This window comes from Actinomadura keratinilytica (genome assembly GCF_039539665.1).
Lineage (GTDB): Bacteria > Actinomycetota > Actinomycetes > Streptosporangiales > Streptosporangiaceae > Spirillospora > Spirillospora keratinilytica.
The window spans coordinates 69,658-83,068 of the sequence record NZ_BAABDO010000003.1 but is presented as its reverse complement, the minus strand read 5'-3'; the positions used below and the strand labels follow the sequence as shown (position 1 = coordinate 83,068).

Sequence of the window (13,411 nt, the reverse complement as noted above, 5' to 3'; positions counted from 1 at the left end):
CGCGCGTCACGCCGCATGAAATTTCATGTGCGGGGGTCTCTGCGGCCGAGCACACACGCGAACGGAATCCGCGGCTGCCCTGGGCCGGCATCCGCCGAGCACAGGGACTCCACCGGCCCGGGCGCCGCCGCGGAGGCCGCCCCGGCCGGTCTTGACACCTTTCGATTGGCCTTCTAACACTGAGGCTCCCACGCGGTTTCTCCTGCCGGGGTCGGTGGTGTGCGGCAGGAGCTCCGACGCGAGGCGTCGTATGGCCGCGCCGTTTCAGCTGCGCGGCATTGTCCCGCATTCCCGCAAGGCATCCGTCTTCGTTCACCGGCCTGCCGCTATGCGCTCCGTGAACCCCGGGCACAGCCCGCTCCCGAGAAGAAAGGCCAGCCCCGTGACCCTTTCCCGGAGAGAATTCACCCGGACCGCCCTCGCCTCCGCCGCGCTCGCCGCCGCCGGCGTGGCGGGCTTCCCGCGAGCCGCGTCGGCGGCGACGTACAACGCCTACGTGATGGCCTACTTCACCGAGTCGCCGCAGGGCCTGGGCGCCGACTACGGCCTGCACCTGGCGGTCAGCCGGGACGGCCTGAACTGGACGCCGCTGAACCAGAACGACCCGGTCGTCACGCCGACGGCCGGTCAGCAGGGCCTGCGCGACCCGCAGGTGTTCCGCAAGCCGGACGGCACGTTCGTGGTCATCGCCACCGACCTCAAGGGCACGAACTTCAGCCTGAACAGCCAGTACCTGCACGTGTGGGACTCGACGGACCTGACATCCTTCACCGGTTACCGCCGCCTGCGGATGCACACCACCGACGACCACACGTGGGCTCCGACGGTGTTCTGGGACGCCTCCCGCAGCCAGTACGGGATCGTCTACTCCACCGCCGACGTCTTCTGGGTGAACTACACCACCGACTTCCGCACCGTCAGCAGCCCGCAGACCTATTTCAGCCCCGGATTCGGCGTCCTGGACGGCGACATCGTCGTGGACGGCGGAATCACCTACATGTACTACAAGAATCTGGCGGACGGCCGTCTTTACGGGGCGCGGTCCACCACGGGCGCGCCCAACAGTTTCACCACTTACACCAGCGGCCTGATCCAGGGCGGCGCGATCGAGGCGCCCTTGCTGCACAAGCTCAACGACGGCAGCGGCTGGCGGCTGTGGGGCGACTCCTACAGCCCCGTCAACAACGACTACTACGCCTGGTCCACAAGCGACATCACCTCCGGTGCGTGGACCCCGCTCGACCAGCGCGACTACACCCCGCCGCTGAACTCCAAGCACGGGTCGATCGCCGGTATCACCGACGCCGAGTACAACGCCCTGGTCTCCCGCTGGGGGACGCCCAACTGGGTGCGGCTGAAGTCGTACAACTACCCGGACCGTTTCGTACGGCACCAGGAATTCGTCGGCCGGATCGACGCCTATCCGTTCGACCCCTACCAGGACCAGATGTGGCGCATGGTGCCCGGCCTCGCCGACGCGTCCGGCGTGTCGTTCGAGTCGGTCAACTACCCCGGCCACTACCTGCGGCACTACGATCTGGCTGTCCGGCTCGACTCCAACGACGGCACCGCGCAATTCCGCGCCGACGCCACCTTCTACCGCACCGCCGGCCTCGCCGACGCGTCGTGGTCGTCGTTCCGTTCCTACAACTACCCGACCTACTATCTCCGGCACAGCAACTATCTGCTGCGCATCGACCCGCTCAGTTCCTCCTCCGGTGTCACCGACCGCCAGGACGCGACCTTCCGCGTCACCTCTTGACACCCCGCCCCGCCTGGCCGGTGCCGGGGCGGCCTGGGTCCCGGCACCGGCCAGGCGCCCATGAGGCGCAGCGGACGCCCACGGCACCGGCCGCGTTCTCCGCCCGTGTCAACGGCACCCCTCCGGGCCTGTCCGGCGGATCTTGGCGTTCAGCTGTCGGTTGATGTTGACTGCGGGGAGGCGGCAGCCGGGCCGTCCGCGCCGCGCCCCCGCCGCCTGGGTGGACTGGTGGGCGGCCAACCCGCGTCCGGACGGGTCGGCGCCCGTGCGGGGCCCGGAGAACGACAACGTCGAGGAGATGCTCACGCACGTCGCCGCCGGGACCGCCGTGTGCTTCGGCCCCGAGTCGATGGCGGCCTACTACGCCCACCCCGACCTCACCTGGCGCCGCATCAACGACGTGGACCCGCTCCGCATCGCCGTCGCCTGGCCCCGCGACGGCGCCTCCGCCCGGGCCCTCCGCTTCGTCCGGACCGTCACCGCGGCACGGCCCGCACTCCAGGAAGAGCCACCGGCATGGCGCGGTCTGTTGTGACCATGGGGTGCGCGTGTTGGACTGGTGCCGTCCCCAGTCCCCGAGGATCGGGAGCGACCGATGGCAGACCCGTTGACCCTGGCGGTCGCGGCGGCGGCCGCGGGCAAGGCGGTGGAGCTCACCGGCCAGCCCGTCAAGGACGGCATCGTCGCGATCACCCGCAAGGTGCGGGAGAGGTTCCGCGGCCGTCCGGCCGACGAGGAGGCGCTGCAGGGCGCGATCGCCGACGCCGACGACGCCGAACGGGTCGCCCGGCTCACCGAGGCGTTGCGCCGGGCCTTCGCGGAGGCCCCGGAGTTCGCCGACGACCTGTGGAGCGCCGTCCGCTACGCCATGGACCAGGACCCGGACTTCCGCGCCCACGTGGAGAACCGGCTCCGGCAGGTCCGGACGGCGACCGCGACCAGCGGCGACGGCGTCACCAACATCGTCAGCGCCCCGGCCGAGAAGGTCTTCCAGATGCGCGACGTCAACGGCGGCATCCACTTCCACTGACGCGGGGGCACCGCGACGGCCGCCGCATCGCGCGCGAGCGGATAGCGTGAGCGGCGCCCACCAGGCCGTGAGGGAACGTGTTCTGAGCATGATCCCGGCCTGGTGGGCGCCACGGTCGGGTGGCCCCGAGGCGCCTAGGCGTTCTTGGCGGCCGCGTAGCGGGCGGCGACGTCGGCCCAGTTGACCAGGGACCACAGCTTTTCGACGTAGTCGGGGCGCACGTTGCGGTACTGCAGGTAGTAGGCGTGCTCCCAGGCGTCGAAGACCAGCAGCGGGGTGGTGCCCATGCCGACGTTGCCGTGGTGGTCGTAGACCTGCTCCACCACCAGGCGCCTGCCGACCGGTTCCCAGGCCAGCACGCCCCAGCCCGAGCCCTGCACGGTGGAGGTGGCCGTGGACAGCTGCTTGCGGAACGCCTCGAACGAACCGAAGTGCTCGTCGACGGCGTCGGCCAGTTCGCCGTCGGGGCGGTCGCCGCCGTCGGGGGACAGGTTCGTCCAGAAGATCGAGTGCAGCACGTGCCCCGACAGGTTGAACGCCAGCGTCTTCTCCAGCCCGACCAGGCTGCCGTACTGCTCCTTGTCGCGTGCCTCCGCCAGCTTCTCCAGGGTGTCGTTGGCGCCCTTGACGTAGGCGGCGTGGTGCTTGCCGTGGTGCAGTTCGAGGATCTCGCCGGTGATCGCGGGCTCCAGGGCGGCGTAGTCGTAGGGCAGATCGGGTAGCGCGTAGGTCGACATGGGCCCACTATTGCAAATGACTCGCAACTGCAGCAAGTATGCAGCTAGCTGTCGGGGTGGCCGCTGACCAGCCGGAACGGCCGACGGCGCTCGATTGTCGGTGGGGGTCGATAGAACGTTCGCCATCCGACGGACCGCAAGGGTGGAGGACGAAGCTCATGACTTCCGGCGACGCCGGGTGGGAGGAACGGAGCGCGGTGCGCGTGGTGCCGCCCGTCCGACCACGGAAACTGGCCAAGGTGCCGTTCGTCGAACTGGCCGAGGGCCGGTTGCAAGGGGTGGTGTCGAGCGGTTCGGACATCGCCCGCGTGTACGTCTCGTCGATCGCGGCCGAGACGCACAACTTCAGCTGCAGCACCAACAACAACCGGCCGTGCGGCGGTGCCGGAGGCTCCTACCGCTGCAAGCACCTCAAGGCGCTGATCGACGAGGCGGTCAAGCAGTACGGGTTCGACCGCGTCGCCCGCTACCTGAAGGTGGACGCCTCCGCGGGGGACGACCTGCACTTCCTGCTGAAGGGCACGCTGGAGAAGGCCCCGGCCGCCATGGTGTTCAGCCGGTTCCTGCGGCACCTGACCTATCTGGAGGTTCCGGCCGTCCCGGAGCCCCTCCCCGAGATGCACTGGTTCCCGGCCTGGAAGGCGGTGGCCTGATGCAGGCGGTGCAGCTCGCCGAACTGCTCGCCCAGACCCCGCCCGGCGTCGCGGAGGCCCTGGAGGTGGTCGCCGGGTTCGACGCCGCGCTGGCGGGCGGGCTCGCCCGGCTCGGTCCCCGGCACGCCGAGGCCGTCAACGCGCTGGCCGCCGCGGTGGGCGCGTCCCCGCTCGGCACGGCGCTGGCGGACGCGACCGCCAAGGTCGCCGGCGGCGCCATCGGCGTCCCCGAGACGACCGCGCTGGCCGGGGCGCGCGCCGCGCTGCTCGGCGCGGCCCACGACGCGCTGCTCGCCCGGCTCGACGGCGCGCTCGGCCGGTCCCGCGCCGCCTGGCAGGAGCGCCCCGCCGACGGCGAACCGGTACCCGCCAACCTGCTCGCCGCGGCCCGGTCCTGGCTGCGGGAGCTGGCCATCGCCGGTTGGGCCGGCGTCGACGAGGGGCTGGCGTCGGCCGCCGACCAGGCGGTCGAGGCGCTGTGGGGCGAGCCGCGGCTGCGCCGCCTCGCCGTCCTGCTCGACGGCATGGCCGCCGAGCTGCGCGTCTCCTCCCCGGTCGCGACGATGGACCGCATCCCCGAACGCCGCTGGGCCGACCTGTGGACGCGCGCGGTGCTGCTGTCGCACTCGGGCGGCCGGCCGGGCGGCACCACCACCGTCTCCGGGCGGCTGCTGCCCCTCGGCGTCGACGTCCACGAGCACGGCACGGCCGTCCAGGCGCAGCTGCACGCGGTGCTGGAGCCGAACGGCGGCGAGGGGCCGGTGCGGCTCGTCCGCGTCGCCGTCTCCGCCGCCAAGGTCGACACGATCGTCGGCCCCGAGGTGTGGAAGCTGCTGTCGGCCTACCCGACGCTGCTGGCGGCCCTCGCCGAGCACCGCTCCGTCGGCGTCTCCGGCATGCGGCTGACCGCAGGCGGCGACCTGCTCTGGGACGAGGAGCACGCCGAGGCCGGCGAGCCCGCCGACCCGTTCGCCACGGCCCGCGTCCGGCTCCCGGACGCCGAGGCCCCCGCCGTCGCACCGCTCGACCGCCACCCGGTGCACATCGCCGAACCGGTGCTGGTCGAGGGCTACAAGGCCAAGCGGGACGGCACGTTCGACCTGGGCGGCGAGACCCTCGCCGTCGACCTGGACCGGCTGCCGCCGGGCGGCCCGCTCACCGCCCAGCTCGTCACCGCCTCCACGGCGTGCATCGGCCTGCTCCGCTGGGACGCCGGGCGCTGGAGCCTGCAGCCGCTCGCCGTGCAGAGCACCGTCAAGAAGCAACCGGTCGCGGCGCACAACGGCGACTGGGCGCTCGGCCCCACCGACCCGAAGGTCGCCAAGGCCCAAGCCCGCTCCGGCGATCCCGTGGCCGTCCTCACCGAACGCGCGGGAAGGCTGCTGCGGAAATGATCGACAGCGACGACGTCCACAGCGATGACGTCCGCCGCCAGGTGCTGCTGTGGCGGCTGCTGGGGCAGGTGTTCGATGTCGAGGAGCAGCCCGCCCTGGAGTCGGCGAGCCTGGCCGTCGTCGAGGAGCGCGGGCTCCCGGCGGCGCTGCTCGACCCCGGTGTCTCGGTCGACACCGTCCTGCAGCGGTTCCCCGAACTGGAGGCCGAGTTCCGCGACCCGCTGGCCGGCGGCGACGGCGGCGACCGGGTGCGGCGCACGGCCGTGGTGTCGAAGCTGCTGCTCAACGCGTTCCGCACCGGCACCGGCGACGTGTCGGCGGAGCGGCTGGCCACCTGGCAGCGCGACGCCGAATGGCTGCGCCGCGCGCTCGGCGCGTGCGCCGGCCGCGCCCCCGGCCAGGGCGAGCCGGGCGACGAGCAGAGCGGCGCGGACCAGGGCGAGGAGAACGGCTCCGGGAAGAGCTCCGGCCCCGGGCGCGGCTTCGGCGCCGGTCAGGGGTTCGAGGTCACCGACGCCGACCTCGCGGCGTTCCTGGCCGCCCTGGAAGGCGACCTGGTCAGCCGGATGCGGCTGCGCGAGGTGCTCGCCGACTCGGCGCTGGCCCGCCGGCTCACCCCCAGCATGTCGCTGGTCGAGCAGCTGCTGCGCGACAAGCACAACCTGTCGGGCGAGGCCCTCGCCAACGCCAAGACGCTGATCCGGCGGTATGTGGACGAGGTCGCCGAGGTGCTGAGGACCCGGGTGGAGCAGACCAGTACCGGCAAGATCGACCGGAGCGTGCCGCCCAAGCGGGTGTTCCGCAACCTCGACCTCGACCGGACGATCTGGAAGAACCTCGTCAACTACGACCCGCAGGAGGAGCGGCTCTACGTCGACCGGCTGTTCTACAAGCACACCGCCCGCCGCACCACGCCCGCGCGGATGATCGTGGTGGTCGACCAGTCCGGGTCCATGGTGGACGCGATGGTCAACTGCACCATCCTGGCGTCCATCTTCGCCGGGCTGCCCAAGGTGGACGTGCACCTGATCGCCTACGACACCCGGGCGATCGACCTGACGGCGTGGGTGCGCGACCCGTTCGAGGTGCTGCTGCGCACCACGCTCGGCGGCGGCACGCACGGCCCGGTCGCGATGCGGATGGCCCGGCCGAAGATCGCCGACCCGCGCAACACGGTGCTGGTGTGGATCTCCGACTTCTACGACGACCGGGGCCTGCTCGAGGACTTCCGGTCGCTGCACCGGTCCGGCGTGAAGTTCATCCCGGTCGGGTCGGTCAACAGCTCCGGCCGCGCCAGCGTCGACCCCTGGTACCGGCAGAAGCTCAAGGAGCTGGGCACCCCCGTCCTGTCCGGCCACATCGACAAGCTCGTGTTCGAACTGAAGAACTTCCTGACCTGACGCCCCCCACGCAACCGACGTTCACGAGGAGACCTTTGCCATGACCGACGAGATGCTGCGCGCACCCGCCGAGGTCAAGTACGCCGACGAGCTCGACTACCTGGAGTCGATCGACGACGGGCACAAGCCGTTCTCGTGGCGGCTGAGCCCGCGGATGGTCCGCACGTTCATCCTGGGGTCGGAGCGCTCCGACGGCCTGGACCGGGAGATCCCGCAGAAGTGGTTCGGCGACCGCACGTTCGTCGAACGCGCCATCGTCACGCTCGCGTCCGACCGCGGGCTGCTGCTGATCGGCGACCCGGGCACCGGCAAGTCCTGGCTGGCCGAGCTGCTGGCGGCGGCGATCTGCCGCAACTCGACGCTGGTCGTGCAGGGCACCGCCGGCACCACCGAGGACCACATCAAGTACTCCTGGAACGTCTCCATGGTGATCGCCAAGGGGCAGTCCCGGGAGTCGATGATCCCCTCGCCCATCATGACCGCGATGGAGCAGGGCATGATCGGCCGGTTCGAGGAGCTGACCCGCGCCACCAGCGACGTGCAGGACGCCCTCATCTCGATCCTGTCGGAGAAGTACATCTCCATCCCCGAGCTGGACGCCGACAACACCGTGTTCGCCAAGCCCGGCTTCTCGGTCATCGCGACGGCCAACAGCCGCGACCGGGGCGTCAACGACCTGTCCTCGGCGCTCAAGCGGCGCTTCAACTTCGTGCGCATCCCCGTGGTGACCAGCAGGAAGGCCGAGGCCGACATCGTCCGGTTCCGCACCACCGAGCTGCTGCGGCGGCACCGGATCGAGCTGGAGGTGGCGCCGTCGCTGCTGGAGGTGCTGCTGCAGAGCTTCGCCGACCTGCGCGCCGCCGCCGCGTCCGCCCGCAGCGACGACGAGAAGCTGGAGTCGGCGCTGTCCACGGCCGAGCAGATCGGCGTGCTGGAGGACGCGATCCTGCACAGCCAGTTCTTCGGCGAACGCGAACTGCGCGCCGAGACGCTGGCGTCCTCGCTGGTCGGGTCGCTGGCCCGGCGCAGCCCGGAGGACCTGGCCATCCTCAACAAGTTCTGGCACGGCGTCATCGAACCGCGCAGCAAGAAGGAGCAGGGGCCCTGGCAGGGCTTCCTGGAGGGCGGCCGCGAGGCGCTGGCGAAGCTGTCATGACCGACCAGGCGACCGACGGCATGACGGGCAGGGCGACCGGATTGGACGACGTGGCCGCCGGGCCGTTCGGCGGGCTGCGCGAGCAGCTGCTCGGCGCGGCCGAGCGGTTCGGCTCCGGCCCCGTCGCGCAGATCCTGGCCGGGATGGTCGAGGACGTCGACCGGGCGCTGCGCGAGCCGCTGGAGATCTTCCCGGTGTGCCACCACTCGCCGTCCTCGGCGACGGCGATGGCCCGCCGGCTGCGCGACAAGCGGCCCAAGGTCATCTACCTGGAGCTGTGCGAGGACGTGCGGCCGCTGCTGGACGAGCTGCACAACTGCACCCTGCCGGTGGCGCTGCAGGCGTTCGCCGCCGACATCGACGGCTTCCCCGAGCGGTGGGCGCCGCTCAGCGTCGTCGCGCCGATCACCGAGGCGTCCGCCGAATACCAGGCGATCTCCTATGCGCTGACCACCTCCGGCGTCGAACTGGTGCTGGTGGACCGGTCGGTCGACCACGTCTTCCAGTGGGAGCCGCGCGACGATGCCGCGGGCCGCGACTCCGGACCCGCCGGACCCGACGGCCCCGGCAAGGGCGAGGGCGACGAGCCGGCGCTGCACGGCGACGCGGTCGGCGTCGAGATCGGCGACCTGCGGCCGGGCTTCGCCGAACTGGAGGAGCACCTGCTGCACCACGGCAAGGTGCGGCACTGGTCGGAGTGGTGGGACCAGTACGTCGAGCAGCCGCTGGTCGACGCCGACTACGACACCTACCGGCAGGTCATGGTGCTGATCGGCAGCCTGTTCCGGCGGCTGCGGCCCGAGGACTCCGCCCGCACCCGGGTGGACGAGGACCGCGAACGCTACATGTGGACGCGGATCCGCGAGCACCTGGCGGCCTCCGGCGCCGACCCCGCCGACTGCCTGTACGTGTGCGGCGCCTTCCACGCCGCCAGCCGCGTCCCCGAGTTCGGCCTGCACGGCGCGACCGGGTTCGAGATCGGCCCGCGCACCGCCACCAAGTGGCAGTACGGGCTCATCCCGTCCAGCCACTCGGCGATCGAGGCGCAGTTCGGGCTCGCCCCCGGCTCGGTGTCGATCGCCGCCGCGACCTGGAAGAAGGCGCTGCGGCGCACCGGCATCAAGCCGTTCAAACTGGGCGGCCGGCGCAAGGGACGCGCCAAGCCCGTGGCGCCGCGGCCCGGACCGGTGACCGACCGGCTGTCGGGCTTCCTGACCACCGCGCCCGCCCCGCACGGCGTCGACGAGCAGGAACTGCTCGGCTGGTGCGTCGACATCGTCCGGCTGGCCCGCAAGAACGGCTACCCGTCCAGCACCGCCGACGCCATCGCCGTGTACGAGACGTCGATCCTGTTGGCCGGGATCCGCGGTCGGCGGCGGCCGACGCCGTACGACTTCCAGGACGCCGCGGTCACCTGCATCGAGAAGGACGCGGTGCCGGGCCGCCGCGACATCGCGCGCCTGTGCGAGATCCTGCTCGGCGGCGACCGGGTGGGCTCGGTCGGCTACGACGCCCTGCCCCCGCTGGCCCGCGACGTCCTCGACCGGCTCAAGCCGCTCGGCGTCAACCTGGAGGAGCGCACGATCCGCCGGGCGCTGCTCAACCTGGACGCCGATCCCGACCTGCGGCCGTGCTCGGACCTGCTGTGGGTGCTGCGCCGGCTGGTGCCCGACGCCGCCCGGCCCATCATCGGCACGCGCCGCCTGGGCGAACGCTCCATGCAGGAGAGCTGGGACCTGGCGATCGGCCGCAACATGCGCGCCATCGTCGAGCTGGGCTACGAGGGCGTCACCGTCGAACAGGTGCTGGAGCAGCGGCTCCGCAAGGCGGTGCACGCGCCGAAGGCCACCGCCGCCCAGGCCCTCGCCGCCGTGGAGGACTCCATCCTCTTCCTGGGCGGCAGGCGCTTCACCGACGAACTCGGCGCCCGCGCCGTCGAGCTGCTGGCCGCCGAACGCACCGTGGACGACGCCCCCGAGGTGCTGCGCCGCGCCCGGCGGCTGCTCGCCTACTACCAGGCGACCGAACCGGACCTGCCGGAGTGGTGCCGGTCGTTCGTGACCGCCGGGTACGCGCACTACTGCACGCTGCTGCCCACCGCGTTCGCCGACGACGACGCCGGGGCGCGGCAGGTCGCGGCCATGCTCGGGTTCCTGCTCGGCATGGAGAGCCTGGCGCTGTCCTTCGGCTGCGACCACACGCAGCTGGAACTGGCCGTCCAGCAGTCGCACCCGGAGGCCCCCGACAAGGTCGCCCTGCTGTGGGCGGCGCAGACGCAGCTGGGCCTGCTCCCGCTGGACGAGCTGCGCCGCCGCTGCGACGAACTGCTGGACAACCCGCTGGTCGTCCCGTCGTTCCCGCTGTATCTGAGCGGCTTCGTCCAGGCCCTGGAGCCGGTGCCGTCGCTCGCGCCGCTGGTGGTGGAGATCCTGTCGAAGGCGTTCGCGCGGCTGCCCGACGCGGTGCTGCTGCCGTGGCTGCCGAGGCTCATCACCACCCTGAAGGACCACGCGGCGGAGATGGTGCCCGTCCTGATCAGGGAGGCGGGCCGCACCTTCCCCGCGACCCTGGCCGCCCTGGACACCTGGACGCCGCCATGGTCGGCCCCGCCGGAGGCGCCGGCCCCGCCCGTGGACGCGGGCCCCGTCGGCGACCTGCTGGCGGCCAACCCCGCGACCTGCGACGCGGTGGCCGCCCTGTTGGGCCTGCCGCCCGACTGGCCGTCCGGGCCGTCCGACCCCACCGGGCCGGTCGCCGCCCTGCTGGCCGACCACCCCGCCACGGCGGACGCGGTCGCCGCCCTCCTGACCTGACCGGAGGCCGACCGGTGGGACGCGTCCGGCGGCAGAGCCTCAGATGACGCGCCCGAGGCGCACCCGTCCGGGCGGCAGGCCCCCGGCCCGCCGCCCGGACCGGGGCCGATGTGCGGTGCCGCCGTCTCGCGCGGACGTGCGGCGGGCCGTTTTCCCACCTCGGCGGCGGACCGCGCACCGAAGCGGCGATCCATTTCATGAAACGCCTCCGATGCGTGACAGGTCGTGGCTTAGATTGGGCGGATCCAAAGGTGCGGTTGCGTCATCCGGTCTTCTGGAGGAGCCGTGCGGGCTGGTCAGCTTGTCGCCGACCGTTACCGGCTGGAAGAACTGCTCGGTGAGGGCGGAGGCGGTGCGGTCTGGCGCGCCCGCGACGAGCGGCTGCGCCGCGTGGTCGCGATGAAACGCGCCGCCGTCCCCGCCGACGGCGACGCCGAGAGGCGGATCAGGAGCCTGCTGGACGAGGCCGAGATCCTCGCCGGCCTCAACCATCCCAACATCGTCACCCTCTACGACGTGGTGTCGGACGGCTCGCAGTGGTGGCTCGTCATGGAGTACGTGGCTGCGCGCAGCCTGGCGCATCACCGAAGGCTGCCACCCGAGCGGGCGGCGCGGTTCGGCGCGCAGATCGCCGCGGGGCTGGAGGCGGTGCACGCCGCCGGTGTCATCCACCGCGACATCAAACCCGGCAACGTGCTGGTGACCGCGGACGACCAGGCCAAACTGGGCGACTTCGGCATCGCCCGCGCGTCGTACGCCGACGCGACGCTGACCGACTCCGGCGGCCCGATCCGGTGCACCCCGGCGTACGTCGCACCGGAGGTCGCCAGGGGCGGCGGTCCCACCCCGGCCGGCGACGTGTTCTCGCTCGGCGCCACCCTGTTCGCCGCCGTCGAGGGCGTCTCCCCGTACGGCAGGGGCAACCCCATGGCGTTGCTGGCGCGGGCGATCAGGGGAGAGGTCGCCGCGCCCGGCCGCCGGGCAGGGGCACTGGCCCCGGTGCTGCACGCGCTGATGCACGTCGACCCGGCCAAGCGGCCCACCGCGGCGCAGGCCCGGAGCATGCTCGAAGACCTCGCCAAAGAATTCGCCCGAGACCTTGCCCAAGACCCCGCCGAGGACGCTGCCGGCAAGGGCGTCGGCCGTCGACGCGGTCTCGCCTGCCTCACCGTCGCCGTCGCGGCCCTCGTGCTGACCGCCGCCGCCTGGATGGCCATCGAGTGGTGGCCGGGCACGGCGCGTTCCACCTCGACGGCGCCGCCGAGCTCCATCGCCGACCCGCACAAGGCGGACCCCTGCGCCCTGCTGGACCAGGCGTCCCTCGCCCGCTTCGGCGGCACCGAGCTGGACCCGGCCTCCGGCAACTTCAACCGGTGCGATGTCTACGTGCGTCCGCCCGGCGGCGGCCAGGTGGACGTCACGGTGGAGCTCCTCGCCGCCGAGCCCGACGTCGCGACGCCCTGGCAGGTCGAACGGGTCGGCGGCATCGCCATCGTCAGGGAGCCGGAGAACGACGGCCAGTGCCACCGGACGGTCGTGCTTCGCGACGGGGTGCGCGTCGATATCGGCGCAAAGTTCACCGACAAGGGCCGCGGCGACCTGTGCGCGATGGCCGAGGCCGCCGCCAAGAGCGCGGTCGCGAAACTGTCCGGCGGGCGGTTCCCGCAACGTGCCGCGCGTCCGGCGGACCGGTCGCTGTTCTGGGTGGACGCCTGCGGGCTCCTCGACGCCGACGCGCTCGCCCGGTTCCCCGGCGTGGACGCGCTCCACCCGGAGGTCGGCTTCGGCAACTGGGAATGCCGCTGGCGGAGCACGACCAGCCGGTCCCAGCTTCTCGTGCGCTTCGACCAGCACGTCCCCCTCACCGCGGACGACGGCCACCCCACGCGGGTCGGCGGCCGCTACGCCTACGTGGAACCGGACGGATACGGGGACGACACCTGCCTGGTCCGGGTCCTGCACCGCCGGTTCACCCTGGCCGGGCAGCCCCGCACCGAGCTGCTGCTGGTCGTCGTCTTCGGACTGGACGCGCGGGACCGCTGCCGCCTGGCCACCGACCTCGCCGGCTCCGCCGCCGCCGGACTGCCCCGCACCTGAGGCCGTCTCCGGAGCCGATGCACCGCTTCGACTCGCGAACGAAAACCGGTGCGGTCAGGGGGCGCAATTCATTTACCGCCGGGTTGACGGTCGCACGATATGGTCATATGTGGTCGCACTACCGGTTTCTGGTTGCGAGGACATGATCTCGGCCGGGGGTTCGGATGAAGTCATCGCAGGTCGACGCCGGGTTGGCGGATGTCTGCGCGAATCTGCACGAGATTCGCGCACTTCTCGGTGACGAGGGGGCCGCCGCGTCGGCTCCGCTGCCGCGGCTGGCGGCCGCGCTGCGATCCGGAAAAGGGCCCGACGGCCGGGAGCTTTCCCGAGACCACATCGCCGAGTTGCTGAACACGGTGCACATCGCCG

The 13,411-nt window shown here is 72.2% G+C and carries 10 protein-coding genes; 9 read left to right on the top strand and 1 reads right to left on the bottom strand.

The annotated features are described in order from the left end of the window. Positions 1-382: 382 nt before the first annotated feature. The 3 genes from ABD879_RS01850 (at position 383) to ABD879_RS01840 (ending at position 2,792) form a co-directional block, all read left to right on the top strand. Entirely contained in the window at positions 383-1,762 is a 1,380-nt protein-coding gene (locus tag ABD879_RS01850; protein WP_345016730.1) for a glycoside hydrolase family 43 protein, read from the top strand. Positions 1,763-1,925: 163 nt separating this feature from the next. Beyond that, on the top strand, positions 1,926-2,297 hold the full coding sequence (locus tag ABD879_RS01845; protein WP_345016728.1) for a LysR substrate-binding domain-containing protein: 372 nt from the start codon (positions 1,926-1,928) through the stop codon (positions 2,295-2,297). 60 nt (positions 2,298-2,357) lie between these two features. Beyond that, a complete protein-coding gene (locus ABD879_RS01840) occupies positions 2,358-2,792 on the top strand; it encodes a hypothetical protein (RefSeq protein ID WP_345016726.1) in 435 nt (144 codons plus the stop codon). A gap of 134 nt (positions 2,793-2,926) precedes the next feature. On the opposite strand, the gene ABD879_RS01835 is transcribed toward ABD879_RS01840, so the two are convergent. Continuing rightward, complete coding sequence (locus ABD879_RS01835; RefSeq protein WP_345016724.1) at positions 2,927-3,529, bottom strand: superoxide dismutase; 603 nt, start codon at positions 3,527-3,529, stop codon at positions 2,927-2,929. A 158-nt stretch (positions 3,530-3,687) separates the two neighbouring features. Here ABD879_RS01835 and ABD879_RS01830 point away from each other — a divergent pair, with 158 nt between their 5' ends. The 6 genes from ABD879_RS01830 (at position 3,688) to ABD879_RS01805 (ending at position 13,042) form a co-directional block, all read left to right on the top strand. Next, positions 3,688-4,182 (top strand): hypothetical protein, encoded by a 495-nt coding sequence (locus tag ABD879_RS01830; RefSeq protein ID WP_345016722.1) that lies wholly within the window; start codon positions 3,688-3,690, stop codon positions 4,180-4,182. Further along, positions 4,182-5,576, top strand: a complete 1,395-nt coding sequence (locus ABD879_RS01825; protein WP_345016719.1) for a hypothetical protein — start codon at positions 4,182-4,184, stop codon at positions 5,574-5,576. Before ABD879_RS01830 ends, ABD879_RS01825 begins: the two co-directional genes overlap by 1 nt. Beyond that, a complete protein-coding gene (locus ABD879_RS01820) occupies positions 5,573-6,976 on the top strand; it encodes a VWA domain-containing protein (protein ID WP_345016717.1) in 1,404 nt (467 codons plus the stop codon). The genes ABD879_RS01825 and ABD879_RS01820 overlap by 4 nt, the downstream gene beginning before the upstream one ends. 40 nt (positions 6,977-7,016) lie before the next feature. Then, entirely contained in the window at positions 7,017-8,132 is a 1,116-nt protein-coding gene (locus ABD879_RS01815) for an ATP-binding protein (RefSeq protein ID WP_345016715.1), read from the top strand. A gap of 20 nt (positions 8,133-8,152) precedes the next feature. Further along, entirely contained in the window at positions 8,153-10,945 is a 2,793-nt protein-coding gene (locus ABD879_RS01810) for a DUF5682 family protein (RefSeq protein ID WP_345016843.1), read from the top strand. A gap of 285 nt (positions 10,946-11,230) precedes the next feature. Then, positions 11,231-13,042 (top strand): serine/threonine-protein kinase, encoded by a 1,812-nt coding sequence (locus ABD879_RS01805; RefSeq protein ID WP_345016713.1) that lies wholly within the window; start codon positions 11,231-11,233, stop codon positions 13,040-13,042. The last annotated feature ends 369 nt before the right edge of the window (positions 13,043-13,411 follow it).

What these genes read in the sequence shown, in the direction of transcription:
- ABD879_RS01845 (WP_345016728.1), top strand. Translation starts at nt 1,926, where the DNA reads ATGTTGACTGCGGGGAGGCGGCAGCCGGGCCGTCCGCGCCGCGCCCCC.
- ABD879_RS01840 (WP_345016726.1), top strand. Translation starts at nt 2,358, where the DNA reads ATGGCAGACCCGTTGACCCTGGCGGTCGCGGCGGCGGCCGCGGGCAAG.
- ABD879_RS01835 (WP_345016724.1), bottom strand. Translation starts at nt 3,529, where the DNA reads ATGTCGACCTACGCGCTACCCGATCTGCCCTACGACTACGCCGCCCTG.
- ABD879_RS01830 (WP_345016722.1), top strand. Translation starts at nt 3,688, where the DNA reads ATGACTTCCGGCGACGCCGGGTGGGAGGAACGGAGCGCGGTGCGCGTG.
- ABD879_RS01825 (WP_345016719.1), top strand. Translation starts at nt 4,182, where the DNA reads ATGCAGGCGGTGCAGCTCGCCGAACTGCTCGCCCAGACCCCGCCCGGC.
- ABD879_RS01820 (WP_345016717.1), top strand. Translation starts at nt 5,573, where the DNA reads ATGATCGACAGCGACGACGTCCACAGCGATGACGTCCGCCGCCAGGTG.
- ABD879_RS01815 (WP_345016715.1), top strand. Translation starts at nt 7,017, where the DNA reads ATGACCGACGAGATGCTGCGCGCACCCGCCGAGGTCAAGTACGCCGAC.
- ABD879_RS01810 (WP_345016843.1), top strand. Translation starts at nt 8,153, where the DNA reads ATGACGGGCAGGGCGACCGGATTGGACGACGTGGCCGCCGGGCCGTTC.